This window comes from Pseudomonadota bacterium (assembly GCA_039714795.1).
Taxonomy (GTDB): domain Bacteria; phylum Pseudomonadota; class Alphaproteobacteria; order JAGOMX01; family JAGOMX01; genus JBDLIP01.
Window position 1 is genome coordinate 1 of the sequence record JBDLIP010000011.1, and the last position, 25,385, is coordinate 25,385.

The 25,385-nt window shown below is 43.7% G+C and carries 23 protein-coding genes and 2 tRNA genes; 11 read left to right on the plus strand and 14 right to left on the minus strand.

The annotated features are described in order from the left end of the window. Nucleotides 1-116: 116 nt before the first annotated feature. The 10 genes from umuD to ABFQ95_01835 all read right to left on the minus strand — a co-directional run bounded on the left by umuD (nucleotide 117) and on the right by ABFQ95_01835 (nucleotide 13,504). Nucleotides 117-698 (minus strand): translesion error-prone DNA polymerase V autoproteolytic subunit, encoded by a 582-nt coding sequence (gene umuD / locus ABFQ95_01790; GenBank protein ID MEN8236272.1) that lies wholly within the window; start codon nucleotides 696-698, stop codon nucleotides 117-119. Between the two features lie 141 nt (nucleotides 699-839). Continuing rightward, entirely contained in the window at nucleotides 840-1,622 is a 783-nt protein-coding gene (locus ABFQ95_01795; GenBank protein ID MEN8236273.1) for an exodeoxyribonuclease III, read from the minus strand. Continuing rightward, nucleotides 1,622-2,761, minus strand: a complete 1,140-nt coding sequence (locus tag ABFQ95_01800) for a glycoside hydrolase family 3 protein (GenBank protein ID MEN8236274.1) — start codon at nucleotides 2,759-2,761, stop codon at nucleotides 1,622-1,624. Before ABFQ95_01800 ends, ABFQ95_01795 begins: the two co-directional genes overlap by 1 nt. Nucleotides 2,762-2,817: 56 nt before the next feature. Next, nucleotides 2,818-3,684, minus strand: a complete 867-nt coding sequence (locus ABFQ95_01805) for a 50S ribosomal protein L11 methyltransferase (protein MEN8236275.1) — start codon at nucleotides 3,682-3,684, stop codon at nucleotides 2,818-2,820. 97 nt (nucleotides 3,685-3,781) lie between these two features. Further along, a complete protein-coding gene (locus ABFQ95_01810; protein ID MEN8236276.1) occupies nucleotides 3,782-5,014 on the minus strand; it encodes a phosphoglycerate kinase in 1,233 nt (410 codons plus the stop codon). 302 nt (nucleotides 5,015-5,316) lie between these two features. Next, nucleotides 5,317-6,879: a DegQ family serine endoprotease gene (locus ABFQ95_01815; protein ID MEN8236277.1), complete on the minus strand. Its 1,563-nt coding sequence runs from the start codon at nucleotides 6,877-6,879 to the stop codon at nucleotides 5,317-5,319. Between the two features lie 25 nt (nucleotides 6,880-6,904). Further along, nucleotides 6,905-7,774, minus strand: a complete 870-nt coding sequence (locus ABFQ95_01820) for a protease modulator HflC (GenBank protein ID MEN8236278.1) — start codon at nucleotides 7,772-7,774, stop codon at nucleotides 6,905-6,907. After that, complete coding sequence (gene hflK, locus ABFQ95_01825; GenBank protein MEN8236279.1) at nucleotides 7,771-8,913, minus strand: FtsH protease activity modulator HflK; 1,143 nt, start codon at nucleotides 8,911-8,913, stop codon at nucleotides 7,771-7,773. The genes ABFQ95_01820 and hflK overlap by 4 nt, the downstream gene beginning before the upstream one ends. Nucleotides 8,914-9,116: 203 nt before the next feature. Continuing rightward, a complete protein-coding gene (locus tag ABFQ95_01830; protein MEN8236280.1) occupies nucleotides 9,117-12,356 on the minus strand; it encodes an efflux RND transporter permease subunit in 3,240 nt (1,079 codons plus the stop codon). 35 nt (nucleotides 12,357-12,391) lie between these two features. Beyond that, the gene (locus ABFQ95_01835) at nucleotides 12,392-13,504 is read right to left on the minus strand and encodes an efflux RND transporter periplasmic adaptor subunit (protein MEN8236281.1); all 1,113 of its coding nucleotides are present in this window, start codon (nucleotides 13,502-13,504) and stop codon (nucleotides 12,392-12,394) included. A 142-nt stretch (nucleotides 13,505-13,646) separates the two neighbouring features. Here ABFQ95_01835 and ABFQ95_01840 point away from each other — a divergent pair, with 142 nt between their 5' ends. From ABFQ95_01840 to tssG, 5 genes are all read left to right on the plus strand, one after another. Continuing rightward, the gene (locus tag ABFQ95_01840) at nucleotides 13,647-14,816 is read left to right on the plus strand and encodes a glycosyltransferase family 4 protein (GenBank protein MEN8236282.1); all 1,170 of its coding nucleotides are present in this window, start codon (nucleotides 13,647-13,649) and stop codon (nucleotides 14,814-14,816) included. Between the two features lie 150 nt (nucleotides 14,817-14,966). Further along, nucleotides 14,967-15,272, plus strand: coding sequence for a hypothetical protein (locus tag ABFQ95_01845; GenBank protein MEN8236283.1), 306 nt, complete (start codon nucleotides 14,967-14,969; stop codon nucleotides 15,270-15,272). 70 nt (nucleotides 15,273-15,342) lie between these two features. Further along, on the plus strand, nucleotides 15,343-15,567 hold the full coding sequence (locus ABFQ95_01850; GenBank protein MEN8236284.1) for a hypothetical protein: 225 nt from the start codon (nucleotides 15,343-15,345) through the stop codon (nucleotides 15,565-15,567). A 302-nt stretch (nucleotides 15,568-15,869) separates the two neighbouring features. Continuing rightward, a complete protein-coding gene (gene tssF / locus ABFQ95_01855) occupies nucleotides 15,870-17,696 on the plus strand; it encodes a type VI secretion system baseplate subunit TssF (GenBank protein MEN8236285.1) in 1,827 nt (608 codons plus the stop codon). After that, complete coding sequence (gene tssG, locus ABFQ95_01860) at nucleotides 17,660-18,667, plus strand: type VI secretion system baseplate subunit TssG (GenBank protein ID MEN8236286.1); 1,008 nt, start codon at nucleotides 17,660-17,662, stop codon at nucleotides 18,665-18,667. Before tssF ends, tssG begins: the two co-directional genes overlap by 37 nt. Here the strand turns inward: tssG and ABFQ95_01865 are convergent. Then, the gene (locus ABFQ95_01865; protein MEN8236287.1) at nucleotides 18,664-20,004 is read right to left on the minus strand and encodes a UDP-glucose/GDP-mannose dehydrogenase family protein; all 1,341 of its coding nucleotides are present in this window, start codon (nucleotides 20,002-20,004) and stop codon (nucleotides 18,664-18,666) included. The genes tssG and ABFQ95_01865 overlap by 4 nt on opposite strands. A gap of 260 nt (nucleotides 20,005-20,264) precedes the next feature. Here ABFQ95_01865 and ABFQ95_01870 point away from each other — a divergent pair. From ABFQ95_01870 to ABFQ95_01880, 3 genes are all read left to right on the plus strand, one after another. After that, a tRNA-Ser gene (locus ABFQ95_01870) sits at nucleotides 20,265-20,357 on the plus strand. Between the two features lie 391 nt (nucleotides 20,358-20,748). After that, nucleotides 20,749-21,306: a hypothetical protein gene (locus ABFQ95_01875; protein MEN8236288.1), complete on the plus strand. Its 558-nt coding sequence runs from the start codon at nucleotides 20,749-20,751 to the stop codon at nucleotides 21,304-21,306. Between the two features lie 6 nt (nucleotides 21,307-21,312). Beyond that, nucleotides 21,313-21,588 carry a succinate dehydrogenase assembly factor 2 gene (locus ABFQ95_01880; GenBank protein MEN8236289.1) on the plus strand — a complete coding sequence of 92 codons (276 nt, stop codon included), beginning with the start codon at nucleotides 21,313-21,315 and terminating at the stop codon, nucleotides 21,586-21,588. Between the two features lies 1 nt (nucleotide 21,589). On the opposite strand, the gene ABFQ95_01885 is transcribed toward ABFQ95_01880, so the two are convergent. Then, nucleotides 21,590-21,666, minus strand: a tRNA-Arg gene (locus tag ABFQ95_01885). A gap of 137 nt (nucleotides 21,667-21,803) precedes the next feature. On the opposite strand from ABFQ95_01885, the gene ABFQ95_01890 reads away from it, so the two are divergent. Beyond that, nucleotides 21,804-23,072, plus strand: coding sequence for an acyltransferase family protein (locus ABFQ95_01890; GenBank protein ID MEN8236290.1), 1,269 nt, complete (start codon nucleotides 21,804-21,806; stop codon nucleotides 23,070-23,072). On the opposite strand, the gene ABFQ95_01895 is transcribed toward ABFQ95_01890, so the two are convergent. Together ABFQ95_01895 and thyX are read right to left on the minus strand one after the other, a co-directional pair. Further along, nucleotides 23,069-23,311 carry a hypothetical protein gene (locus tag ABFQ95_01895; GenBank protein ID MEN8236291.1) on the minus strand — a complete coding sequence of 81 codons (243 nt, stop codon included), beginning with the start codon at nucleotides 23,309-23,311 and terminating at the stop codon, nucleotides 23,069-23,071. The two genes, ABFQ95_01890 and ABFQ95_01895, sit on opposite strands and share 4 nt — an antisense overlap. Before the next feature lie 15 nt (nucleotides 23,312-23,326). Further along, entirely contained in the window at nucleotides 23,327-24,289 is a 963-nt protein-coding gene (gene thyX, locus ABFQ95_01900; GenBank protein MEN8236292.1) for an FAD-dependent thymidylate synthase, read from the minus strand. Between the two features lie 285 nt (nucleotides 24,290-24,574). On the opposite strand from thyX, the gene ABFQ95_01905 reads away from it, so the two are divergent. Both ABFQ95_01905 and ABFQ95_01910 read left to right on the plus strand, forming a co-directional pair. Continuing rightward, entirely contained in the window at nucleotides 24,575-24,712 is a 138-nt protein-coding gene (locus tag ABFQ95_01905; protein MEN8236293.1) for a hypothetical protein, read from the plus strand. 91 nt (nucleotides 24,713-24,803) lie between these two features. Continuing rightward, nucleotides 24,804-25,253: a ClpXP protease specificity-enhancing factor SspB gene (locus ABFQ95_01910; GenBank protein ID MEN8236294.1), complete on the plus strand. Its 450-nt coding sequence runs from the start codon at nucleotides 24,804-24,806 to the stop codon at nucleotides 25,251-25,253. Nucleotides 25,254-25,385: the final 132 nt, after the last annotated feature.

Genomic DNA, 25,385 nt, shown 5'->3' on the forward strand with positions numbered 1-25,385 from the left:
CGCGAGAAATACTCTTAGAAATTGGGAAAAAAAATTTGCCCAAGTTAAACAAGAATTATACCTGTACTCTCTGCTCAATAATTTTATCAAACAAGAAATTGTCACTGAACAAAAAACTAAACCTTGTGGATCGTGTTCGTCACCACACCCCAAATCATAAAGTCCATTTCTTCATTAATTTGGATGGCTTCAAAATCTGGGTTTTCAGGCATGAGGAACAAATTGTTGCCTTGGTCCTTGAAAAGACGCTTGACTGTAAGTTCACCATCAATGAGAGCTATAACAATTCGGCCACTTTGGGCTGGCATGTGGCAGTCGACAACCAAAAGGTCACCTGGGTAAATGCCAGCACCAATCATTGACTCACCGGTTGCACGCACAAAGTAGGTTGCTGTTGGATTGGTAAGTAGATGCTCATTGAGATCAATGGTGTCTTCAACCTCACAGGTAGCCGGTGCTGGAAGGCCTGCGGCAACTCTTGAGCTGTAGAGGGGGATTTGTTGTTTGGAGTTTGCAACTGCTTTAAATATCTGAGTCTCCTGATTTTTATTCAAAGGCATTGGATCATTTTCATTGATCAATATTGCCAGGACTTTATCAATTTTGCTTATAGGGATTCGCATCGGTTTTGTTGGTTCGCCGTATTTTCCTGTGCCTTTTGGTCTACCTGCATTAATTCGTTTCCCTCCCCATGCCATTGCAATCTCCTTTTCATCTTTGATATTTTCCCGTATTAAACTGGATCTGAGTCAAACTGTTGGCTTCCATTTCCCTTCAGTATATCCATAATTATCGTACAGAAAACAAAAAATGAGCGCAAGAATTTTTTATGGAGAATTTTATCGCAGACTACACCAAACTGGAGCATGATCTGAAGCTTTGGTCTTACCTCGGGCAAGCTTGTCAATTTGTGAATCATCCAGCCGGTCAGCAGCTTGAGGTGACAACAAAAGATAGTCAATACGCATACCATTGTTGTTCGCCCAAGATCCAGCTCGATAGTCCCACCAGGAATACATTTCTTGGCCTTGTGGGGAACTTGCAGGATGTATAATCCTAGTGGCATCCGTAAGCCCCAGGTTAAGAATTTTGCGAAGACAACTACGTTCGGGAAGGCTGAACAAGAGTTTGCCCGCAAGGGTTTTAGGATCATAGACATCTTCATCGTTCAGGGCGACATTGTAGTCTCCGCCAATTACAAAAGCTTCTTCGTATTGTAACAAAGTTTGTACATGCCGATAGAGGCGCTCATAAAATGCAAGTTTGTAAGCAAATTTTTCTGACCCAACCTCTTGACCATTGGGGACATACACACTGGCAACGCGCACGTCTCCCACTACGGCTTCAATGTATCGAGCTTGCTCATCCGTGCTATCTCCAGGAAGTTTGGTGATTATGTCTTCGATAGGGCGTTTTGAGAGAATAGCGACACCGTTATAGGTTTTTTGCCCAACAACTTCGATGTTGTACCCCAGATGAGAAAGCTGGCTATAGGGAAACGTATCAGCTGTTGATTTAATTTCTTGTAAGAGGACCACGTCTGGGTTAGCTGACTCAAGCCACTCTGACACTGAGGGCATACGGGCCTTTATCGAGTTGACGTTCCAGGTAGCAATTTTCATTAGGCTGCCTTTCTATGTAGCTGAGATTTCGCCCGAATAATACGCTGATAGGAATCCTCAATTCGTGATAGGGGGATTTTCTCTTGCTCAATGGCCTGTTGCACAATTTTAATAATTCGCCCAGGAAAAGTCATTGCTTTATCTTGTGTTGATTTTGCCTCATTGGGATTGCTGGCAGCGTTGTTTGAAAACAGCAAAATATCATTGCCTGCAAGAATGGCTTGAATCACAGCTTCCTCGAGATTAAATTTTTTGCTGATGGCACCCATCATGAGATCATCCGTAATGACGATACCTTGAAAACCATCTTCATTTCTCAGCCAGTTTTGGAGCATTTGTGGTGACAGACTGCTCGGGTAGCGGTTGTCAGCATTGCGGTGCACAAGGTGAGCGGTCATTACCATATCCGCGTGACCCGATTGGATCAGCTCTCGAAAGGGGGTGCGTTCCTTGTCTTGGTGCGTGTCTGTAATATCAACCATTCCAAGGTGGCTGTCTTTTTGTGCAAGACCATGGCCAGGATAATGTTTCAGGCAGGTCAAGATTCCATATTTATGATGAGCCTCGATGAATGCCTGAGCGTATTGAACAATGAGAGCAGGATTAGCAGAATAGCTTCGCGAAAGTCCGCCAATTGCAGGAGATTGAGCACTGTATAAGTCTACACCAGGTGCAAGGTTCAAATTGAATCCAGCTTCATGAAGTTCTTTTGCCATATTTTGGTAATAAAGGCGTGCTTGTGCTGGCGTGTTTTGTTGGCTGACAGTTTGTGGAGCCATAAATCCCATAAAACCCTTGCTTGGAGGCAATCTTTGTACGCGACCTCCCTCTTGATCGGCAGCGAGTAGGAGGGGTAAATCCTGAATTGCAGCCTGAAGAGCGAGCGTTAACTTTCGGATTTGTTGGGGTGATTCGATATTGTAATTAAAAAAAACGACACCACCAACATGACCTTTGGTGATTTCCTTTTTCAGGGCTATGACTTCTTGACTATTTGGCTGATCCCCATGAAAGCCAACCATAATCATTTGGCCAATTTTTTGCGAAAGAGTTGGGTTTGACATAGCTTGAGATGGAACATTATTTTGCATTAGGGTGCCTAGGACTGAAATAGCGGAAAAAATGAGGTTACGAAACATAGTTTTCCCTTTAGTATGTGAATCAATGAGTCTAAACTAACATGTCATGGTAGGGCCTATCCAGCCTTTTGCAATGTCAGTGTCACCCATTCACCCAAGGTGATTTGATCCTTCAATGTAAACCCAGTTTTTTGGTAACAATGAACGATCCGCTCGCCTTGTTCCTTAAGAATGCCGGACAACACAACGTATCCTCCAGGTTTTGTGTGCTCTAACATTTGAGGTGCTAACTCACACAGGGGATTGGCGAGAATATTAGCTGTGACTAGGTCAAATGACAAATAAGGCAATAGTTCTGCAAAGCCCTCAGACACAACAAGCTCTATATTTGAAATATTATTTTTCAATGTGTTTTCTTTAGCAACAGCAATTGCCTCAGGATCATTGTCAATTCCCATAACTGGGCAATCCCAAAGTTTAGCGCATGCAAAAGCCAAAATTCCAGATCCACATCCTAAATCTAAAACGTTACTGATTCTGACATCGGTGTTTTGTGCTAGCTTTTCCAAAGTTAACAAACACCCCTGAGTTGTTGGGTGAGATCCAGTACCAAAAGCCATCCCAGCATCAATCTCAAATGCAATTTTATTGGCAGGAAGTGCGCTCTGGATATGACTGCCATACAAATAGAAGCATCCAATTTCAATAGGGGGAAAGGATTGCAAGTTCTCCTGTACCCAATCCTTCTCTGGTGCTTCTTGGATTGTTACTGTTGGTATAGGAACATCAAGCAAAGTCGCCAGAAGAGCCACTCGCGCGTTTATATCTGTTGAGTTTGGTTTAGTCGCATGCCAAACCTGGATGCACCAGCTATTCCCCTCACTCTTTTCAAAATAGGCAACACTTGCACTGCCAACTTCTAAAAGTTCAACAAATCTAGAAATTGTTTCACGTGAAACAATGAGTTCAATTTTCCATGACATCTCGTACAGTAAACAGATTTTTCTACCTTTGTCGATTGTAATTTCAGTGATTTTTCATCAAAAAAATTGAATTGTTCAGCGACAATTTTTTTTACGATTAGTAATCACTGAAGGAGTGGTTGGACCGTTCACGTTCTCCGCAATACACAATCTCAAGACCCGGCAAACGTTTTCCCTCTAAAAACTCTAGGAAAGCTCCCCCAGCTGTGGACACGTAACTAAACTTATCAGCACATTGAGCTCGATTGATGGCAGTAACTGTCTCCCCGCCTCCAGCGACGCTAAAGAGTTCTCCAGATGCTGTTTGGCGAGCAATGGCTTTTGCAACCGAAATAGAGCCACGATCATAAGGAGGACGTTCAAGCAAACCCAAGGGGCCATTCCAAACTAAGGTTGCATTCTGGCTGACAAGCTGCGTGATTTTTTCAACTGTCTTGGGGCCAATATCAAGAATTATCTCACCTGATCTCACTTCATCCATATCTCGAACATTGTGGCCAGAAAAGGTAGTAAAATCTTCAACAACAACTGCATCCTCTGGTAGATAGATCTCGGTTTTTTGTTTTTTTGCACTCAACATAATATCCTTTGCCACATCCATCTGCGCAGGTTCACAAATTGACTTGCCAATCTCTACACCATTTGCCAGCAAAAAAGTGTGAGCAATACCGCCTCCTAAAACCAATATATCTAGCTTTTCAACCAAGCGATGTAGCACACTAATTTTAGTTGAGACTTTACTACCGCCCACAATACCCATTAGAGGTCCTTTTGGGTGCTCAAGGGCACTGATTAAGGCATGTATTTCCACAGCCAAAGCTTTTCCAGCATATACTGGAAGTAAGTGGGTGATTGCCTCGACAGATGCGTGGGCTCTGTGTGACACGGAAAAAGCATTATTAACATAGAGATCACCAAGTTCTGCGAGCCTTTGAGCAAATTCAAGATCATTGTTTTCTTCACCAGCATGAAATCGCAAATTTTCCAAAAGCAGGACTTCACCTGGCTGAAGCTTAGATACAGCTTGCTTGGCCTCCGTTCCGACACAATCTGAGCTAAAAAAAATGGGCTGGCCTAGCTTCTGTGCCAACATATCAAGCAAAACTTTTAAAGAAAAGGCAGCAGCGGGTTGCCCCTTAGGTCGCCCCAGATGCGCCATGAGAATGACTTTGGCTTGATTTTGCAGCAAATATGTAATTTCAGGAATAACTCGGTCAATACGAGTGGTATCAAGAATTTTTCCGTTATCCAACGGAACATTTAGATCAACCCGCATTAAAACGCGATGATCTTTTACAGGAAAGGAATCTAAGGTCGGAAGTGAGAACATTGATTGAATACCAATTTGTGGCGTGGTTCAAGAAGGGATATTTTGGGGTAACGCCACACGGTCCGTCATCCTGAACGCTGATTTTGAAGCTAATCTTTGAAAAAGATTGGCTTCAAAAGCTTCGCGATTCAGGATCCATTTCAAAACTCATTATTTTCTATTAAGATAAGTTTTTAGTTGGAGCCTAAGAAACGGATCCTGAATCGCAAAGCTTTTCCAATTCGCGCGACTTACAGTAGCACGTTTGGAAAATCAGCGTTCAGGATGACGGCACGCAAAGCGGATACACCCAATATATTTCTCTACTTTTCCCGATGTTGTCGTTTCTTTGACTTTGCAGCTTTACCCTTACCTGACTTTGATTTCTCCTCCAAACCAAGGGTCAAGTACAAATTGTCACTGCCTCGCCGCATCAATATCAAAATATGACTTTTCTTTGCCTTACGTGCAAGCTCTACCGCCTTAACAACATCTTCAACCCTCTTAACTTCTTTGTTGTTCACCGCAACCAAAAGGTCACCTTCGTTAAGTCCTCTTTCGGCGGCCTCACTATAGCTCTCAACTCCAACGATCAAGACACCTTGCATGTCCCGACCCAAGTTGAATTTTGCCCTATCAGCGTCTGTTAAATTCTTCAGACCAAGTCCTAACACCTTTTCTGCACTCTCATCCAATATTTTTTTAGTCTCAGACGAGATCCAGCCTTTTTCTTCAGCTTTTTCAAATTCACCCACAACAACTTTGAGGGTCATTTGCTTTCCATCACGCCACACGATGACGGGTACTTGCTTATTGATGGGTGATTCTCCAACAATGCGAGGTAAGTTACGTGATTCTTTGACTAGAACGTTGTTGAAACTCAAAATAATATCTCCGGTCCTAAGCCCTGATTTTGCAGCTGGTCCATCCTTGTTCACACTACCAACAAGAGCTCCCTCCGGCTTTTTTAAGCCAAAACTTTCAGCCATCTTTTTGTCAACTTTTTGAATTTGTACCCCCAACCAGCCTCTGCGGGTTCGACCATATTGCTTTAATTGCTCAATAACTGGCTGTGCAAGATTTGCAGGAATTGCAAAACCAATACCAACGTTGCCGCCTGAGGGTGAAAGGATAGCAGTATTAATCCCAATTACCTCACCCAACAAATTAAACATTGGACCTCCTGAGTTTCCAACATTAATCGATGCATCTGTTTGAATGTAGCCTTCAACATAACTTGCAGGAGACTGCCGTGCCCTTAAAGAAATATCACGTCCTATAGTTGAGACAATTCCAGCAGTCACTGTACTGCCCAAACCAAAGGGATTTCCAATAGCAATCACCCAATCCCCTACACGAGCTTGATCTGAATTACCCCATTTCACAAAGGGAAGCTTTTCCTTAGAAGCCACTTTCAAAATAGCAAGATCTGTACGAGGATCTCGACCAATAATTTCCGCTTTTAATTCACGTTTGTCTTGTAAAATCACAGTAATCTCATCTGCATCAGCAATGAGGTGATTGTTGGTTACAATAAACCCTTCAGGGCTGATGATAAAACCAGAGCCCAGCGCTCTGGTTTTACGCGGACGATTAAACTGGGGATCTTCCATAAACCGGCGAAAAAATTCATAAAATGGATGATCTTTTGGAACATTAGGAAGCCCCGGACCATAGCGCTCTTTTGCCTCACTGGTCGTTGAAATGTTTACAACCGCCGGCAAGAGCGGTTGCACGACATCAGCAAAACTACCTGGCGGTGTTACCGAATGGGCAGGTATTACAACCAACCCCAAGGAAAGACAAAGCACAAAACAAAAGGCAAGAAGCCACCGTATTCGAATCTTGAACATGCCTCTTTCTTCTAATGCCGACCTGTGATCCATTATTGCCTCTCCTTAAAAATGACCATTAATTGCGAGCTGATTTACCAAAATATCTAAAAAACTCTCCCTCTGGTGATAAAACCAGAGTGGTTTTGTCGCCTTCTAGAGAGATGGCATAGGCCTGCATAGATTTCCAGAAATCAAAAAAGGCTCTATCTTCATTAAAGGCTTGAGCAAAAATCTCAACCGCACGGGCCTCTCCTGAACCCCTAATCGTTTCTGCTTCCTTCTTTGCCGTTGCAATTATTTCGGCTTTCTCGCGGTCTGCTTTAGAGCGAACTTCATTGGCCAGTTTATGTCCTTCAGCACGATAAAGGCTGGCTTCCTGCTTACGCTCACTCTCCATCCGCCTAAAGATTGCTTCACTATTTTCCTTTGGCAGATCAGCACGAATAATGCGCACATCTTTCACATCAATACCAAACCCCTGAGTTGCTCGTTGAACTTCTTTGTGAATTCGATCCATGATCGCAACACGCTTTTCAGACAGCAAGTCGCCAAGGCGAATCCGACCCACAACACGGCGCATACTTCCAGGCACAATTGAAGACAGGCGATTTTTGGCTCCAGCTTCATCAGTCAATGTACGATAAAATTTCACAGGGTTAGAAATCACATAACGTGTAAACAGGTCAATAACCATGCGCTTTTGATCGCCTGCAATGACTTCTATAGCGGGAATATTGTAATCTAAAAGGCGCCGATCATACTTTATGACCTCTTGCACGAAGGGAATCTTAACTTTTAGGCCCGGTGTTTCATAAATATTTACAACACGCCCAAACTGCAAAGTAAAAGCCTGTTCTCGCTCATTGACCGTAAAAAAGGTATTGCTTGCAACAACAAGAAATACCAGGGCTACAAACAAACCGAGTATTAGTTTTGCTTGACTCATTTTAATCCCTCCGCACTTGTTGAATCTGCTGCCCCTAAGGCTTTGTTTTTCTGGCGCAGCTCTGTAAGCGGCAGATAGGGAACCACTCCTTGAGCGCCTTTGGCATTACTATCGATGAGCACCATACCCGTTCTGCCAAAAATCTTTTGCATTGTCTCTAAATACATTCGGCGTCTTGTCACCTCAGGCGCCAATCGATATTCCTTTAAGACTGCTAGAAAGCGTGCCGATTCTCCCTCGGCTCTGGCAACAATCACCGCCTGTTGTCCCTTAGCCTGTTGAACAAACTTAATAGCATCCCCCTTTGCTCTGGGAATCAGATCGTTATGGTAAGCCTGAGCTTCATTGACCATCCGCTCTTGATCTGTTACAGCTCGCTGTACATCTCGAAATGATTCAACAACGGATGCGGGTGGATCCACCTTTTGCAGGAGCAGCTCCTGAATCTGTATACCCAATTGATATTCATCAACCAGCTTTTGCAGCTGCACTCTAGCTTTCTCATTGATATCACCACGTCCCTTAGTCAAAATATCAGCGATTGGGGTTTGGGCAATAATCTCCCTGATAATACTTTCTGCTGCTATCTTAACGGTTTCATCCGGTGATCGAGCTTTAAAAAGGTACTGACCTAGATCTTTGATAAACCACAAAACGGTAAAGTTGCCATCAACAATATTCTCATCTCCAGTCAACATCAACGGTTGGTCCTCAACAGCTCGCAGCACCTTTCCTCCGAAAGACACTTTAGAAAATTCCAAAGGATCGGTACCGCTATTAATGCGATTAATCTTGTCAACACGACGCTTGATCACTGTTTCAATGGGATAAGGAAGATGATAACGAAGCCCGGGACCCGTCGTTTGAATCCATTTTCCAAACCGCAATACTACAGCCTGTTCACCTTCGGTCACATTATAAATTCCAGTACTCATCCACAGTACAACCAGTACCCCAAAAGCCGCTATAAAAACCGAAAAGCCACCCCAACCTTTTGGGAAAAATTGCCTGAACCGATCTTGGCTTTTGCGGATTATTTCATCAAAATCAGGCGGTTGCCCGCCACCTGAAGAATATCTTTTGGGTCCCTTGTGGCTACCCCAAGGGCCATTACCGCCTCCTTGTGAATTCCATGGCATTGTTATCTTCTCTCTTTAGCTATCGTCTACAGAATTTCTAATCTCATCATTCTAGGACAACTTGACGCATAACAAAAGGGGGTATTTCAACAAAATCGACTTAAAAGCGTGCTTTTGGTAAATAAACTCAGTTTTGGACAAATTTGCTGTCGCAGGAGATTTGACTACATTTGAATCTTTTCAAATAACAAAACAATCACCAATCAACTAAATGACAACTTTCGCATGATATTCCGATACACCATCGCAATATTGTCCCGGCTCAGGTAAGTGTAGACAATAGGCACAATAAAGAGGGTAAAGAGTGTTCCAATAGACATTCCTCCCACGACCACCCAACCAATTTGCTGGCGACTTTCAGAGCCAGCACCACTGGCGAGTGCCAACGGAACAGCGCCTAAAACCATCGCAAACGTTGTCATCAAAATAGGGCGCAAACGCGCCTTTGATGCCTTAATCACAGCTTCTGGACGATTTTTTGCATCACCACTTTCGAGCAACTGGTTGGCAAATTCAACAATCAAAATACCGTGCTTGGTGATCAGGCCAACAAGCGTGATCAAGCCAATCTTTCCAAAAATCGTCAGGGTTGCCGCTTCAAAGAACGGACCTGAGCCGGTAAAGTTAAAGGTTCCACCTAAATACTTGAGGGTGATTACTCCTCCCACCAATGACAACGGCACACTTACCAAAATCACCAGTGGATCAACAAAACTTTCATACTGGGCCGAAAGTACCAGATAAATCGAGATAAGCGCCAGGATAAAGATCAAGATAATATTGGCTGATTCTTCAAAAAACCGTTTGCTTTCACCCCCATAATCAATTTTTGCGCCTTCTGGCAGTGTTCGTTTGGCAACAACCATAGCTTGATTTAAGACCTCTCCCAGGCCGTAGTCGGGCTTGACGCCTGCATAAAGCCTCAAAGACTTGAGTCCACCAAAGTGGCTAATCACTGTTGGCGCTAATTTTTTTTCAATCGTTATAATCTCTGACAAAGGAATCATAGCTTCATCCCTCTTATAAGGTTTTCTACCCCTGATATAAAGGGAAGCAATATCTTCTTTGGTACGTCTGAATTTCTTTGCAAGTTGGATCGTCACAGGGTAACGATATGACTCTGTTTTAAAGAACGTTGCCGGACGGCCACTTAAAATAGCCAACATATCGGCAATTTCTAAAACCTTAACGCCCAGAGAAGCAGCTTTGTCGCGATCAATATTAATTACAAACTCTTGTTCATCGCTAGGAGCATCATGTTCAATTCTAGTAAGACCAGGAACTTCTTTAGCCAAACGTTTTTCATAGATATGAAAAAGCTTAACTAAATCTTCATAAGACTTCGTCGATTGTACAACGATATCCACTGGGAACCGACTACCTCCGGCCACAAGAGAGCGTCCACGCCCCCAAACATTAAAACTAAGGCCTGTTATCTTAGTCAACTTTGATCCCATTTCTTTGGCAATTGCCATGGATGAGCGGCTTCTATCTTCCCACGGCACGAGGTATGCTTCTAAGGTCGTATTATCACCTCCTTGGGCTTCAATAATACTCAAAATCCGATCCATTTCTGGAACTTCCTTGAGAAAGATGTCCTCAGCTTGCTTCACATACTTGTTAATGTAATCAAGGCTGGCACCTCGAGGAGGAAAAGCCCTTGCTTTAACGTAACCATGGTCTTCGTAGGGTGAAAGATCTTGTTTCATGCTAAAACCAATATATCCACCGATAGCAGCAATCAAAATCCCTACACTCAAGACAAGGATTCGATTGGAAGTCTTCATCTTTTTTCCCTCTCGATTAGTAAAGGGAATATGTGAATCTCCGTTGATAAAAACCACCAACCAACGCTTGTATTTGCGATCAACTGCCTCCAAGGTACGATCGATCCATAAATCAATCCGCTTGAAAAAAGCCTTAATCGGGTGATGCACCTTATCATCCTTGGTAATCTTTACCCGGTGAATTTTGAGCAATCGACCACACATCATTGGTGACAATGTAAGGGCAACAAATCCGGACAGGACCACAGCCCCTGCTAGTGTCAAAGCAAACTCGGTAAAGATTTTACCTGTCATTCCAGGAATAAGGGCAACTGGCGCATAAACCGCTGCCAAGGTAATGGTCATGGCAACAACTGCTGAACCAATTTCCTTAGACCCCTTGATAGTTGCCTGCATTGGCGACATTCCATTTTCGATATGTCGGTAAATGTTTTCTAAAACCACAATCGCGTCATCCACCACAAGTCCAATTGCCATCACCAAAGCCAGTAGAGTCAACACGTTAATGGTGAATCCAAACAGGTACATCAAAGCAAAGGTGCCAATCAATGATAACGGAATAGTTACAATGGGAATGAGAGCCGCCCGCATCGATCTTAAGAAAACAAAAATCACCAACATCACCAAAATAGCCGCTTCAAAAATCGTGCGATACACCTCATCAATCGAACGTTCAATGAAAACCGAATGATCGACAGCAATGTCAATGTGCATTCCTTCTGGTAAATCAGATCGGATTTTTGGAAGCATTTTTTTGATTTCTTTTGCCACAGCCAGTGGATTCGCCACAGATTGACGAAATATTGCCATAGCTACAGCTTCTTTGCCGTTAAAACGAACCGAATACCGATCCTCGATAGAGTCGAACTTTACCTCGTCCACAACATCCGAAATTCGTACTAAGTATCCTTCATGCTCTTTAATGATTACATTACGAAACTGCTCTTCAGTTTTCAAAGGCGCCTTGGTGGTGATTAATATGTCTTTTTCTTTTGTAATCAAACGACCAGCGGACTTTTCGATGTTCTGTTCTCTAAGTGCATGGGAAACATCTTCTGCCGTCATGCGGTAAGCTGCCAAGCGCATAGGATCCAAGCGGATAAACATTTCATAATCACCACCGCCCCAAATTTCCACGGATGCAACTCCGCCCACAACTTCGATTTGATCTTCAAGAACTCTTTTGACGTAATCTGCAACATCCTTTGTTTCCTGAGTATCGCTGTAAAGTGTCAGGAACATCATCGCATTCGCATCAACGTCCGCTTTACGGATTTCAGGAGGATGCACATCTTGCGGCAATTTTGTACGGGCTCTACTCACTTTATCGCGTACATCATTGGCAGCACTTTCAATGTCCCGTTCTGAGCTAAATTTTAGAGTAATTGAACTTTGTGATTGCATACTGGTAGAGCGCATTTCATCAATACCTTCAATTCCAGCCAAAGCATTTTCGAGCGTTTTGGTAACTTGCGTTTCAACGATATCGGGGCTTGCTCCTTCAAAACGAGTTGTCACGCTGATGACGGGGTAGTCGACACGCGGATACTGACGAACCTGCAAACGATTAAAGGTTACCAACCCTAGAATAACCAACAATAGCGACAAAACTGTCGCTAGCACCGGTCTTTTAATACATATTTCCGTCAGTTTCATTGTTGAGATTACTCGTTTATATTAATCATTAATGCTTATTCGTCATCTTCATCTTCATCTTCATCTTCATCCTCTTCAGCCTCTTCAACAATATTAATTGGCTGGCCATCCTGGGCTTTCGAGAGCCCAACCGTCACAATCCGGTCTCCCTCGGAAAGTCCCCGCAAAACTTCAATGGTTCCTGCTTCGGAAAGACCCGTAGTAATCGCTTGTTTTACAGAAAAAGACGTCATTTTTCCGCGTAAAGGAGATTCACGAACCACATAGACATATTCCTCAGATGCACTGGAGAGAACCGCGGACTCAGGAATCAACAAAGCACCATCTTTCGCGCCAACCACCACTCTGACTCGACCAAACAAACCGGGTTTTAAAATAGCACGCTTATTGGGGATTACCGCTCTAACTTCAATGCTGTGGTCCAGTGGGTCAACTTTGGAATCAATAGAATCAATGGTTGCCTTAAACATTTGGCCAGGAAAACCATCAATGGTCACCTTTACGTCTTGACCACGGCTAATGCGTTGTATGTGGGTCGCAGGAAGACGAAAATCTACTTTAATGGGATCCATATCTACAAGCGTTAAGAGATCTTTTTGCTCATTAACAGAAGCACCAACACTGATGTTTTGCAAGCCTACATAACCATCAAAAGGTGCCAAAATTTTTGTGTGCTCAAGATCAACCTGTGCTGCTTCATATCTTCCTTCTGCTTGTTGAAGTCTTCCTATAGCTTCATCTAACTTTTTTCCCAAACCAGCTTTTCCAGCTGCAAGCGTTTTTTGTCTTGCATATTCGGCCTGCCAATATTTGAGGTCACCTTCAGCTTCTTTCAGCTTGGCCTGGTACATACTATCCTCAATTTCAACTAGGACAGCACCTTTGCTGACATAAGTTCCTTCATCAAAATTAACTTTGCTGATTTTGCCACGTATCTCTGACTTAATATCAACCCTTTGGTCGGCAAGCAATACGCCAATGACAGTAATACGCCTAACAATTGAGCCTCTGCGCACTTCTGTTACTTCAACAGATGGAAACTGGAAATCATCCATTTCATCACCATTGCGCATCACAAAGTAAGCCCCGATAGCTGTCAACAACAACACGCCAATCAAACCAAGACTGATTAACTTTTTCCTTTTCATAACGACCTTTGTTACCTACATAACTTTTACCTATACAAAAACACTAGCATAAACTTTGAGCAAGTGACTAATCTTTTTGCACTAATTTTTCAAGGTTTATGTTAATAATATAGATATTATTGATGAAATTGCCATAGTCCCAATGTCACAAGCCCTATATCGCGTCCTCCAGGTTCTGCCAGCATTCGATACCGGAGGTGTCGAACAGGGCACTTTCGATATTGCGCACGCTCTAGTTAGGAATAATCACCACGCATTTATAACATCTGAGGGCGGTAGTATGGTCAGGGATCTGCCTCAATCAAATTGTAACCACATCTTTATGGGGTTGAACACCAAAAATCCAGTCAAGATTTTCAAAAATAGCTTATCGCTGAAAAAACTTATCCAAGATGAGTGTATTGACCTTGTCCATGCTCGCTCACGCGCACCCGCTTGGAGCGCTTACATTGCCTGCAAGCAGACACAGACTCCCCTTGTGACAACCTTTCACTCAACCTACGGCCATCAAAATCGTTTTGAAGTCTGGTACAACTCTGTCATGACAAGAGCTGATCGTATCATCGCCATTTCAGAATTTATTGACCAACATATTCGTCGAATTTATTCGCCCTATATTCAAGGGCAAGAGAGACAAATTGATATCGTGCATCGCTGCGTCGATTTAGAAAAATTCACATGCAACATAGCCAATGCCAAACAAGCGCAGCAACTCAAAGAAATGTGGGGCGTGCCGAACGATCACAGAGTGATCGTACTGCCTGGGCGAGTGGTGCGCAGAAAAGGGCATAAAATCCTACTAAAGGCATTGGAAAATCTAAAAAATGGCAAATGGACTTGTTTATTCGTGGGCAAAACCAATCCAGACTCAAAATACGTAAAAGAGCTAAGACAGCAGATCAAAGAACTTAGCTGGGAACAAAAAATCAAATTTGTTGGCAACTGCACAGACATGCCCGCAGTTAATCTGCTGGCAGATGTAGTGGTTGTCAGCTCAACAGTTCCAGAAGCGTTTGGACGCACCATGGCCGAAGCGGGCGCTATGGGCACACCTGTAATCGCCTCAAATATAGGCGCCGCTCCTGAGATTATCGAGCACAGCAAAACCGGCTGGCTGATTTCCCCAGATGACACTGAAAGCTTGACCAAACAACTTGAGATCGTATTTTCTATGTCCAACCAACAAAGAGAGTCTCTCGCACAAACCGCGCGGAACCGAATACATAGCCTGTTTTCTAAGGACGAAATGTGTCGTAAAACATTAGAGATTTATGCACAAGTGATTGAAGGGGCAAGAAAGAGTACAAACTAATGGCACTAACTTACCTGAATTTCGGTATGTAAAAATAGGGGGTTGCTTTTATTCTCCAATCAGAGTAGCCCCGAAAATGAGCGCGGCAACAGAGTGTTAGACCACTCAGTTACCGCTAACCAAATGTGATCAAATACAGGAGATCATCATATGGCTGACGCCACTTTATCTCATCCCTACCTCCGATACCACCATTTTATGCAAGATCCCTTTGTTTTAGGGCCTTGTGGGTCACACGAGTGCTTCGTGTTGATCATTGGTGGATTGGCAGGATGGAGATTGGTGCCAGAAAAAGAGCTCTTGTTCTTTTTGCAGTGGTGGGTTGTCGCGCGTTTATGCCTTAGTGGGGATGCTATGAGGTCTTTCTTAAACCTAAGCGACGTAAAACGAAAAGGATTTCCTCATGAAAACAAACTCAATCAACCGTTATGCGAAGAAAAGTATTATGCAAAGTAGCTCTTAAAGTTCGTTTCATACTCTCAATTTCATTAGATTTTACTTTGCATAATATCCATTATGCAAAGCTTTGCATAACAACCGTGTAACTCTTGTTGGCTATATCGCTGATCATCCCTATACCTTAGGGGATAAAACAACCCATGTGCAAACCATTCTCAATGTGATTACCCGGGATTTTGGTAAAGATCCTACTGGAAATACTTGTATCCAATGCCGGCGGCATACCGTTACTGTTACGGATTTTATGGCCAGAGAGTATATAGATCTGCAGCCGCTCCCGCTGGACCAATAACCACTTGAAAAACAAAGAAAAAGATTTTTACTTTTCGTAAACTTTCTTGCTGTTTTCTTGTTATTTGTCAGTTACTGACGTATTTTGATTGCATCACCTTACTGCGGTCATTAGTTAAATATTTGAATTAAAAAGGAAATTTCAGAAAAAGTTTACGAAAACCTAAAAAAATATTACTTATTTATCAAAGGGTTATTGGTCCAGCGGGAGCGGCTGTTTATCAGCTAACGAGTATAGCAATCCACAATCGCAGATGCTACAATTGACCCAAAATAACAAGCATAACAACAGGGGCTTCAACCGTGGCAGAATCATCTCCAGATTCATTTTTGACGTACTATCAGCGTGAATTGCAGTACTTGCGGCAGGCTAGCTCTGACTTTGCGCAAAAATACCCTAAAATTGCCCGACGTCTTGAGCTGGGTGCAGGCGAAACACCGGATCCCCATGTAGAACGTCTAATTGAAAGTTTTGCCTACCTAACAGCCGGATTGCAGCAAGGAATCGACGATAAATTTTCCCGCTTTACCAGCACGCTGCTTGGGGTTTTGTATCCGCAGTTTACTCTGCCAACACCCTCAACAACAATTGCCCATTTTGCTGCCGACCCCAGCAAAGGAAAACTCAACTCAAAATACACTATTGATCGCGGCACCCCAGTTTTTTGCCGTAGCCAAGAAGGGGTCCTATGTCATTTCAAAACATGCTATGACACGGAAATTTGGCCCATTGAGGTCACAAAAGCTGAAATTGTGCCTGTAGATATTCTTGAATGCCAAACAAGCCGCATTCCCACGGCTCGGGTCCTGCGCCTTCGCATTGCCTCGTTTTCCGTGCCGATTCAAGACCTAGGTATTGAAAAATTACGCTTTTATCTCAGCGGTAGCCGTCCTGTCCAGAATGCCCTTTATGAGTTGTTATTTTCGGAAACCTCTAAAGGATTTGTCGTTGAAAATTACCAGGAGACAACGGATAAAAAACAACTCATAGTTCAACATGCAGGTGAGATTACCCCAGTGGGTTTTGCAAACGATGAAGCAGTCATCCCAACTCCGATCGCCAGTCACCCCGCTTACCGCTATCTCTTTGAATATTTTAATTGCCCACAAAAATTTCTCTTTTTTGATGTTGCTGGCCTTGCAACCAACCAAAGCGGAAAATCGTTTGATCTGCTGATCTCTGTGCCTAACCATATTTCGGTTGACTCTCTCTTGATTAGTGCGAAAAACTTTCCTCTGGGCTGCACTCCGATCATTAATCTCTTTGAAAAAACCTCAGAACCCATCCGCCTCGACCACAAAGCAACCGAATATCGTCTCGTTGCAGACTATCGCAGAGAGCGCACCACAGAAATTCATTCCATTCGGGAAGTCTTTGCGGCAGAAGAAACAACTGAAGCAGTTCACAAGCTTGCTCCTTATTTCAGCTTTAATCACCATGAACAACAACGAAACAATAACATTTTTTGGCACGGTCGTCGTGATCATGCCGCGGTTAAAGGTTTGTCAGGTACTGATATGTATCTCTCTTTTGTCGACTATGATTTTTCTCTACAAAAGCTAACCGGAGATACAGTTTATGCGCGAGTCCTGTGTACCAACCGAGCTCTGGCGCATCAAATTCCACCAAACGCGCAACTCGAATCGCAAGAAAGCATCCCTGCGCGGGGAAGCTGCCTGGAGAAACCGAATATACAAGTTTACCCACCGCAAGATGGAGACACGCAGTGGCGCCTCATCTCACAGCTTGGCACTAATCATTTATCATTTGGTCCGGAAAATCACGCAGCTCAAGCTTTAAAAGAAACGCTTCAGATGTATGCAGGCCTCACCCAAAAACATGTGATTGAAGAAGTAGAGCTCATCAAAGATCTCGTGACAAAACCGGTCACCCGGCGCTTTTCAAACGACGCGTGGCGGGGATTTGCCCAAGGGACACAGCTTGGCCTTCACTTTAGCCCAGAGGCATTTGGCGGTGGGGGGGCATTACTTTTTTCGGCAGTTCTAAACGAGTTTTTTGCGCTGTTTGCAGCCGTAAACTCATTTACAGAACTGGAAATTTATTCAATAAGTAGCAAAACTCCGTGGAAAAAATGGCAACCAAACAGCGGCAAGAGATACCTTCTGTAGCAGAGACCCTCTGGCAAGATACATTTGACTTTGAATTTCATCAAGTCATTAAGCTTCTGGAGCAACTGAATCCTGAAGTTACCGCACTTGGTGCAGGGGTAACTCCAAAAGACGAAGCCGTCAACATTAAGGCGCGCATTTCGCTGTCATCTTCTTCCAGTGACATTTACAGTCTCGAGCAAACCGAAACATCATTGCCTCCAACCATTAACGTAAATTTTTGGGGAATTGCTGGACTGCAAGGGCCCCTGCCCACACCTTATACCGAGCTTATTCTTGAGAGGATGCGCAATAAAGACCATACCCTCAAAGACTTCCTTGATATCTTTAACCACCGTTTGGTTTCTATCCTACATCGAATTGCCAAGAAATATCTGCCAGCTCTAAACACCCTGAAACCACATCAAACCCTGTTGGGACAATGTGTGCAATCTTTTACCGGGACAGACCCACAATACACGAGTGAAGAGACCTTAGGTATGCATCCGCACAGTCTGCTTTTTTACTCTGGTCTCCTATGGCAACAACCTCGTTCAGCAGCAGGACTCAAGCATATCCTCAGTCATTATTTTGCAGTCCCTGTATCCATCAAAGGTTTCCAAGGGCAATGGATTGAACTAGAGCCATCACAATGGACCCACATTGGCGCGCGCAGCCAATTTAGCAGCCTAGGACGGGGGGCAATGCTAGGCACCAAAGTGTGGTATAGCGCCACCCGCAGTACGATTCGCATTGGCCCACTGGATGAAATAACTTTCAGACGCTTTTTAAAAACCGGGGATGCGTACGGACCACTGTTTAAAGTTATTCAATTTTATCTTCCACCGCATCATAAGACAGATATCAATCTGGTCATACGCGCAAAAGACGTCTGTAACAGCAAGCTTGATGGCAAGACCCAATTGGGTTGGACCTCGTGGCTTAAAAGTAGGAAATCAGAGGAAAATGATGATCAAGTGCGATTGTTTTAAGCACACTTCGATAATTTTGATGCACCAAACGCTGTTTCTCTTCCAACAGAAAAATAATCAAAACCTGACGCAGCCATTTCTTTTGGTTGATAAATATTGCGTAGATCCACCATAACAGGTGCCTTCAGCAAAACTTTAAGCCTTGCCATATCGAGGGCTCGAAACTCATTCCACTCAGTGATAATTACCACCGCATCCGCTCCAGCAACAGCATCGTAGGTGTCATTGGCCCAATAAGCATCACCAAGCTCCGGTTCTGCCATTGATCTTCCCTTGGGGTCAAATACGCGTATGTTCACGCTCTTAGACTGCAAGGTCCTGATAATTTTAAGACTCGGACTTTCGCGTGTATCATCGGTATTGGGTTTGAAAGCGACACCAAGAATCGCTAGCGTTTTATTCTGCACATTACCACCACAGGCAGAAATAATTTTATCAACCATTTGCAGTTTGCGTTCCTCATTCACCGTCACTGCTGATTGCACGATGTTCAAATCAACTCCATAGTCTTTGGCGGTTTGCACCAAAGCTCTGGTGTCTTTTGGGAAACACGACCCACCATAGCCAGGGCCGGCATGCAAAAATTTGCTACCAATACGGCCATCCAGCCCCATTCCCTTGGCAACGGTTTGCACGTCAGCGCCGCATCGCTCACACAAGTTGGCCACCTCATTAATAAAGGTGACACGGCTGGCTAAATAAGCATTCGATGCGTACTTGATCAACTCAGAAGATTCAGGATTGGTTATCACCATTGGGGTTTCGTTTAAATAGTGCGGCCTATACAAATGGCGCATCACACTTTCTGCATGCTGGCTGTTGGTGCCAATGACAATCCGATCAGGACGCATAAAATCCTCGACCGCTGATCCTTCTCGTAAAAACTCTGGATTAGACACAACGTCAATTTTAATCTTTGCATTGGCTTTGCGAGCGATTGCTTCTGCTTTTGCAGCTGTTCCCACAGGAACCGTCGATTTGATTACGATGACTGCATCATGATCAAGAGCAGTAGCCACTTCTCTAACCGCTTGAAACACAAAACTAAGATCAGCGTGACCATCGCCGCGACGCGATGGGGTGCCAACAGCAATAAAAATCACATCGGCTTGTTGGACAGCTTTAGACATATCCGTGGTAAAACTCAAAGATCCACGGTCTTGATTACAAGCCACAAGCTCATCAAGACCTGGTTCAAAGATGGGAATTTGACCGGACTTTAGAGCATCAACCCGATGTTGATTTGAGTCAACACAAACAACAGAGTGCCCAAATTCAGAAAAACATGTGGCTGACACTAAACCAACATAACCGGCACCAATCATTACAACTTGCATTCATAACTCCTTCAGGGCAATAACCTCTTCTATTAAGGGGATTACTGCAAGCTATTTTACAGACAAACCCTGAGAGTTCAAGGAAATAAGGTTTTGTGCAAACAAGCCAGGAAACAACTGGCTCTTTTGCATTATGTAGGGGATAAATTGCTTAAGCGGACATTATCAAATTGCTTCTACAAAACATCGTTTGGGCATTGACAATCACCCCTATTGAAGGTTAGGTAGAAGGAGTTGGATGTCTAACAACGATTTCCCAAGGAGGGGTGGCCGAGCGGCTGAAGGCGGCGGTTTGCTAAACCGTTATACGGGTTATACCTGTATCGTGGGTTCGAATCCCATCCCCTCCGCCATCCATCTTTGCTAATTTTACTGTAAGTAAAATTTAGCCGCAACGAGATTTGTTCCCGTAACCATTCAGTATGTTTCTAATTAAGGGAGTTTTCAGGGTTTACAAAATCAAGTATAAACAAAAGCGCGTGGGTGCATCATGATGGAAAAAGAACGTTAATGGTTCGTTAAGAAGCCCTACCCTAGAATGGTGTTAACTCCTCAGGGGGTAAACAGACTGTACTGCTGAGCTAAGGAGATGCAACAGTGAAAAAAATTGCAGTAATGTATTCGTGCGGATTCAAAATGTTGAATTTTATAATAGCGAAAAGCGCACAGCTTACATCGGTGAATGAGCACTTTGAGTGTATCAGAAAGCCAATATTTTGCATCCGCTTCAGTATAATTTTTTTGATGGGATTTGTTTTCATTACTGCTGGTATTGCAGCAGGAACATCAGAGGTAATTGAAGAAGATATATTGCCGGAGCGACAACAAACAGCAGATTCCCAAACCAAAGTTTTTATTAAATCACAACCTGGAAGATACGGGGTGCAAGCCTTGCTTATGGGGCCGGCGCCAGAAAAAACTGTTTCAGGTGAAATGGTTAAGCGATATCGCGAAGTTATCTATGTCCACAAAGGCCCTGGTGATATAAATACGGTTTTTGAACGGGGATTTATGATCATTGAAGGACCGGTTTTGGGTTCTCATCGACGCAAACAGGTTGCTGTTCCCAAAGGTGGACCTGCTCGACCTGTATTTTTAACAGGGCTTCTTTCTGGGGCAAATACTTTGGTGATAGATGCACCGACACCAGATCCTTCGGGGTTTGGCAGCGTATGGGATCGGTTTCTTTGTGCATTTTTTGATGCGTCAGAACCTGATGAGGATGAAATAGAAATGGATGAAGATGAAGATGAAGATTTTGACATCGAAGCGATTGAGGTGAATTGTTTGCACGACGAGTAAAGAACGTTGACATCCAAGCTTGTTCGACCACGTCTCAAGGGGCTCATTTACCGTTGCCAGCACAGAGGAGTAAAAGAGCTTGATCTCTTGCTTGGTGGTTTTGCTCAAAAGTATTTGTCTGATTTTACAGACTCTCAGCTCGTTTTATTTGAAAATCTACTTGATTGCCCGGAAAATGATTTATTGGATTGGGTGACAGGAGTTGCTCCTGCACCCGAAGAATACGCGACAAATGTTCTTGAGAAAATTCGCACCTTTGTGCTGACCTTGTATGAGGAGTGATTGGCGCACCCGAGAGGATTCGAACCTCTGACCTTTGCCTCCGGAGGGCAACGCTCTATCCAGCTGAGCTACGGGTGCCGTCTCTGTTGTTTAGCTTTGTTTTTGGTGGGTTGTCAAGCGAGACACTTTGAGATGAGCTTGTCAGGGATAGATTTTGCAGACAAAAACCTCTAGACTGGGCCCCACGTTTAACAAAAAATTTGTCTGGATAACAAATGCCTATACCTGAAAATCAACGTCTTCATTTTATTGACCACCTGCGTGCCTTTATGTTTTTGTTGATGGCCTTTGACCATTCACTACACGCTTATGCTTATTATTGGGGACGGTTTTGGTTTTTTAGAGACCATGATCGAAGCATCGGTTTTGATGTGCTTTATCTGCAAAACCAAAGCATCATAATGCCAATGTTATTTTTTATCTTTGGGATGTTTGTGCTGCCTTCACTTGCACGCAGAGGTGCTTGGGGATATGTCAAAGAGCGATTTATTCGCCTTGGAATTCCTTATATCATTGGTATCCCGCTGATGATCCCTCTGCTTTCCTATCCGAAGTATCATGACTTTGTAAATTCAGATGTCGGCTATTTTGAGTTTTGGTTAGGGTCGGATTTTCAGTTCTGGAACAGTATTTTCTTCACCGAACGATTGCAAGGAGGAGGGCCATTTTGGGTGCTGTATGCCATGGCGCTTTACAGTGCAGTCTTAATAATTGCTTGTAAGTTATTGCCTTGGGTGTTTCGATCCCTAGTGAATTTTATCAAGTGGACAATAGAAAATCCTGTGCTTGGTTTTGTGATCTGGGGTAGTTTCAGTGCCGTATTGCTTGGTGTTTCCGATCTTATTTGGGGAGCACCTTGGTGGATTGGCTTTTGGAGAATATTTCATCTGCAAGCCTCTCGCTTTTTATTGGTGCTTGCTTATTTCTTCCTTGGGGCTGCTGTGTATCAATCTGGAATTTTAACCAATCAGGACCTGATGCAGCGGTTTTCTAATCAGTGGGCAAAACTCAGTATTCTCACTGCTGTTTTAGGAGTGGCTTATGTTTGGTATTCATTGGCTTATTTTTACGATGGGGCATATGGTGATGAATTCCACACGCTTTTGCGTGAAAAGGGTTGGTTAGCAACTGGCTTGTGGGAGCTGGTGGTTACAGAAGCACCAGGTGTTCTGGTGCGAACGACGTTGCACGGATTCTTCTGTCTGTCACAAATGCTGCTTTTGCTTGCTGTATTTTATAAATTTGTCTCAAAACCTACACGATTGTGGACTTTTTTGGCGGCCAATTGCTACGGTTTTTTCTTGTTTCACGAAGCGGTTGTTATTTGGTGTCAGTACGGGTTAAATGCAACAGAATTACCTATTGTGTTCAAATTCTCGCTTACCGCTTTTGTGGGAATTGTCTTCACTTTCTTATTCAATGACAAAATACTCCTGCGCATACCAATCGTACGCCGAGTACTATCACCAGAATATAGAGTCTAATCGTCGTTAACGCCAACCATCTGGTTTTCCAGACAAGACTCTGCTAATTTTCTCTCCAGCATTTCAAGAACTTCAGGGTCCTGTAAAGCAACAATAAGGGCAGTGCCCAGCATGACGTTGTCTGGCAATTCATCTTGTGAGAGGTCTGGCATGCAGGCTTCAAGAGTGCCATCTTCTCTCAAAATAATAGCTGCATCAAGAGGGCCAAGCTCGAAGTTTCCATCGATTTTCTTATTCATGTGTATTCCTTAAATTTACGCCGCATCCGAGGTTGTGTTGCTTTGATCTACCTCAAGAGTTGCCATCAACTCACGCCATTCACGGGGATTCATACCGCTATTATATTGATCAATTTGCTCTCCTGCAAGCATTCGTTGTATGACTTGCAAACCAACTTGTGAAAAATGAGCCCCATGCAGGCGATACTTAAGGAAAGCCGCATAAGTTAGGGGAACCCATTTTTTGACGGTTTCCAGCATCTTTTCAGCATAAACCCGGATTTCGTATTGAGCGTGATCGTCGGCTCGAAGGCTCAGGAAATGCAACAGGTTGTGCAAATCAATTTTCCAATACCATTCGGTATAGTGATTAATCGTCAGGTTAATACGTGCCAATTCTCGGGCCAAGCACGGCTGGGTTTCATCCAAAATATTGCCTTCTTCATCGGCATTTAACATCTCTTGATAGTGCGCATAGGTTTGCTGCGCATCTTGGCTGAGAATATGCAGCACCCGCTTGGCTTGTTCTGGGCTGAGGCTTTTCTCGCGGCCCTGGCGGTTGTTTTTTGATTGCTCGGCCAGGTCTTCAGCTTTTGGTAGATAAAACTCTCTGCCAAGAATTGAGTAACGAGCAGAGTATTCGTTGACGTTGGCTGTGCGATGGCGAATCCATTCACGGGCCACAAAAATGGGCAGTTTGATATGGTATTTAATCTCCGCCATCTCAAAGGGAGTAGTGTGCCGGTGCCGCATCAGGTAATTAATGAGCCCCTGGTCCTTATTTACTTTTTTGGTGCCTCTGCCATAAGAAACTCGAGCTGCTTGCACGACAGAGCTATCATCACCCATATAATCAACTACCCGAACGAATCCGTGGTCGAGTATAGGAAAGGGAGTATAGAGAATTTCTTCTAATTCAGGAACCGTTGCTCGTTTTGTGGTATAGTAAGAGGCTTGTTGCTCGCGGATAGCTTCAAGTTGATTCGAATCGATGGACATAGAGGCTCCTTTAAAAATAAAAAGACATAGTTTTGTCGCTAAAACGGTTGCTGTAACTGATAACAATCACTAGATATAATATATAGCAAATTACAGGAAAATGTTGAAAGACTTTCATTTGATGTAAAAAACTGCTATAATAAAGGTGTTAGGTAACTAACTATGGCAATAAACGTTATGTGAAATAAGCGTTACGGACCCGGGGGCGGTACCCGGCGCCTCCACCATAAAATGTTTTAGGTAAAACTGGACATTTTTTGTGGGGGCGAAACAGGATCGACGTGCGTGGTAAAGGCATCGCTTTTGCTCGGTATTGTACCACCGTTATCGGGCTTTATTATAAATGCAAAAGATAGCATTAATGATAATACTCCTGCTTTAGTTGCCGCTAATGGCAACTATCTAGCGGCACGCGCTGCTTAAAGGGCAAGAGTATTGCGGTTTCGGGGGCACCGGGCAACAGAAGCCCCCACTTGATTGACGAGGCTACAGACGAACAAAGGGAAAAAAGTCAGTGGATACTTTAGATTACGATCATTTGATTCAAACGGCTCTTAGAGGTGTGGTGCGCCAGACTCTTGACTCTGTGCTTAAGCACGGCCTTCCCGGTAGTCACCACTTTTACATTACATTTAGAACTGACCGCCAAGATGTGAGCATGCCCGACTACTTGCGTGAGCAGCACCCCAATGAAGTTACCATCGTATTGCAGCATCAATTTTGGGATCTGGAAGTTTTTCCGGATCACTTTAACGTGACCTTGAGCTTTAACAACTCACATGAGCCCTTGTCGATTCCCTACATTGCCTTGGTTAGCTTTATGGATCCTTCCGTGAAGTTTGGGTTGCAATTTACTCCCGAAGCACCAGCCAAGCCACTACCAAGCCCTCCAGGATCTAAGGACTCGGAGAATAAAGACAACATTGTTACCCTGGAATCTTTTCGCAATAAGAGTCCAAAGTAATTTCAGTATCTCGGATGCCTTTTTAATATGGCACCGTGTCAGCGAAAAGGTGTCTTAGGGTGAAAAATCGCTTTACTGTATAGCTAGAAATCCATTACATGCTACCCAACATTTATACATAAATCAACTTAT

Coding starts and splice junctions, on each gene's coding strand:
- umuD (MEN8236272.1), bottom strand. CDS start 698: ATGGCATGGGGAGGGAAACGAATTAATGCAGGTAGACCAAAAGGCACA.
- ABFQ95_01795 (MEN8236273.1), bottom strand. CDS start 1,622: ATGAAAATTGCTACCTGGAACGTCAACTCGATAAAGGCCCGTATGCCC.
- ABFQ95_01800 (MEN8236274.1), bottom strand. CDS start 2,761: ATGTTTCGTAACCTCATTTTTTCCGCTATTTCAGTCCTAGGCACCCTA.
- ABFQ95_01805 (MEN8236275.1), bottom strand. CDS start 3,684: ATGTCATGGAAAATTGAACTCATTGTTTCACGTGAAACAATTTCTAGA.
- ABFQ95_01810 (MEN8236276.1), bottom strand. CDS start 5,014: ATGTTCTCACTTCCGACCTTAGATTCCTTTCCTGTAAAAGATCATCGC.
- ABFQ95_01815 (MEN8236277.1), bottom strand. CDS start 6,879: ATGGATCACAGGTCGGCATTAGAAGAAAGAGGCATGTTCAAGATTCGA.
- ABFQ95_01820 (MEN8236278.1), bottom strand. CDS start 7,774: ATGAGTCAAGCAAAACTAATACTCGGTTTGTTTGTAGCCCTGGTATTT.
- hflK (MEN8236279.1), bottom strand. CDS start 8,913: ATGCCATGGAATTCACAAGGAGGCGGTAATGGCCCTTGGGGTAGCCAC.
- ABFQ95_01830 (MEN8236280.1), bottom strand. CDS start 12,356: ATGAAACTGACGGAAATATGTATTAAAAGACCGGTGCTAGCGACAGTT.
- ABFQ95_01835 (MEN8236281.1), bottom strand. CDS start 13,504: ATGAAAAGGAAAAAGTTAATCAGTCTTGGTTTGATTGGCGTGTTGTTG.
- ABFQ95_01840 (MEN8236282.1), top strand. CDS start 13,647: ATGTCACAAGCCCTATATCGCGTCCTCCAGGTTCTGCCAGCATTCGAT.
- ABFQ95_01845 (MEN8236283.1), top strand. CDS start 14,967: ATGGCTGACGCCACTTTATCTCATCCCTACCTCCGATACCACCATTTT.
- tssG (MEN8236286.1), top strand. CDS start 17,660: ATGGCAACCAAACAGCGGCAAGAGATACCTTCTGTAGCAGAGACCCTC.
- ABFQ95_01865 (MEN8236287.1), bottom strand. CDS start 20,004: ATGCAAGTTGTAATGATTGGTGCCGGTTATGTTGGTTTAGTGTCAGCC.
- ABFQ95_01875 (MEN8236288.1), top strand. CDS start 20,749: ATGGGATTTGTTTTCATTACTGCTGGTATTGCAGCAGGAACATCAGAG.
- ABFQ95_01890 (MEN8236290.1), top strand. CDS start 21,804: ATGCCTATACCTGAAAATCAACGTCTTCATTTTATTGACCACCTGCGT.
- ABFQ95_01895 (MEN8236291.1), bottom strand. CDS start 23,311: ATGAATAAGAAAATCGATGGAAACTTCGAGCTTGGCCCTCTTGATGCA.
- thyX (MEN8236292.1), bottom strand. CDS start 24,289: ATGTCCATCGATTCGAATCAACTTGAAGCTATCCGCGAGCAACAAGCC.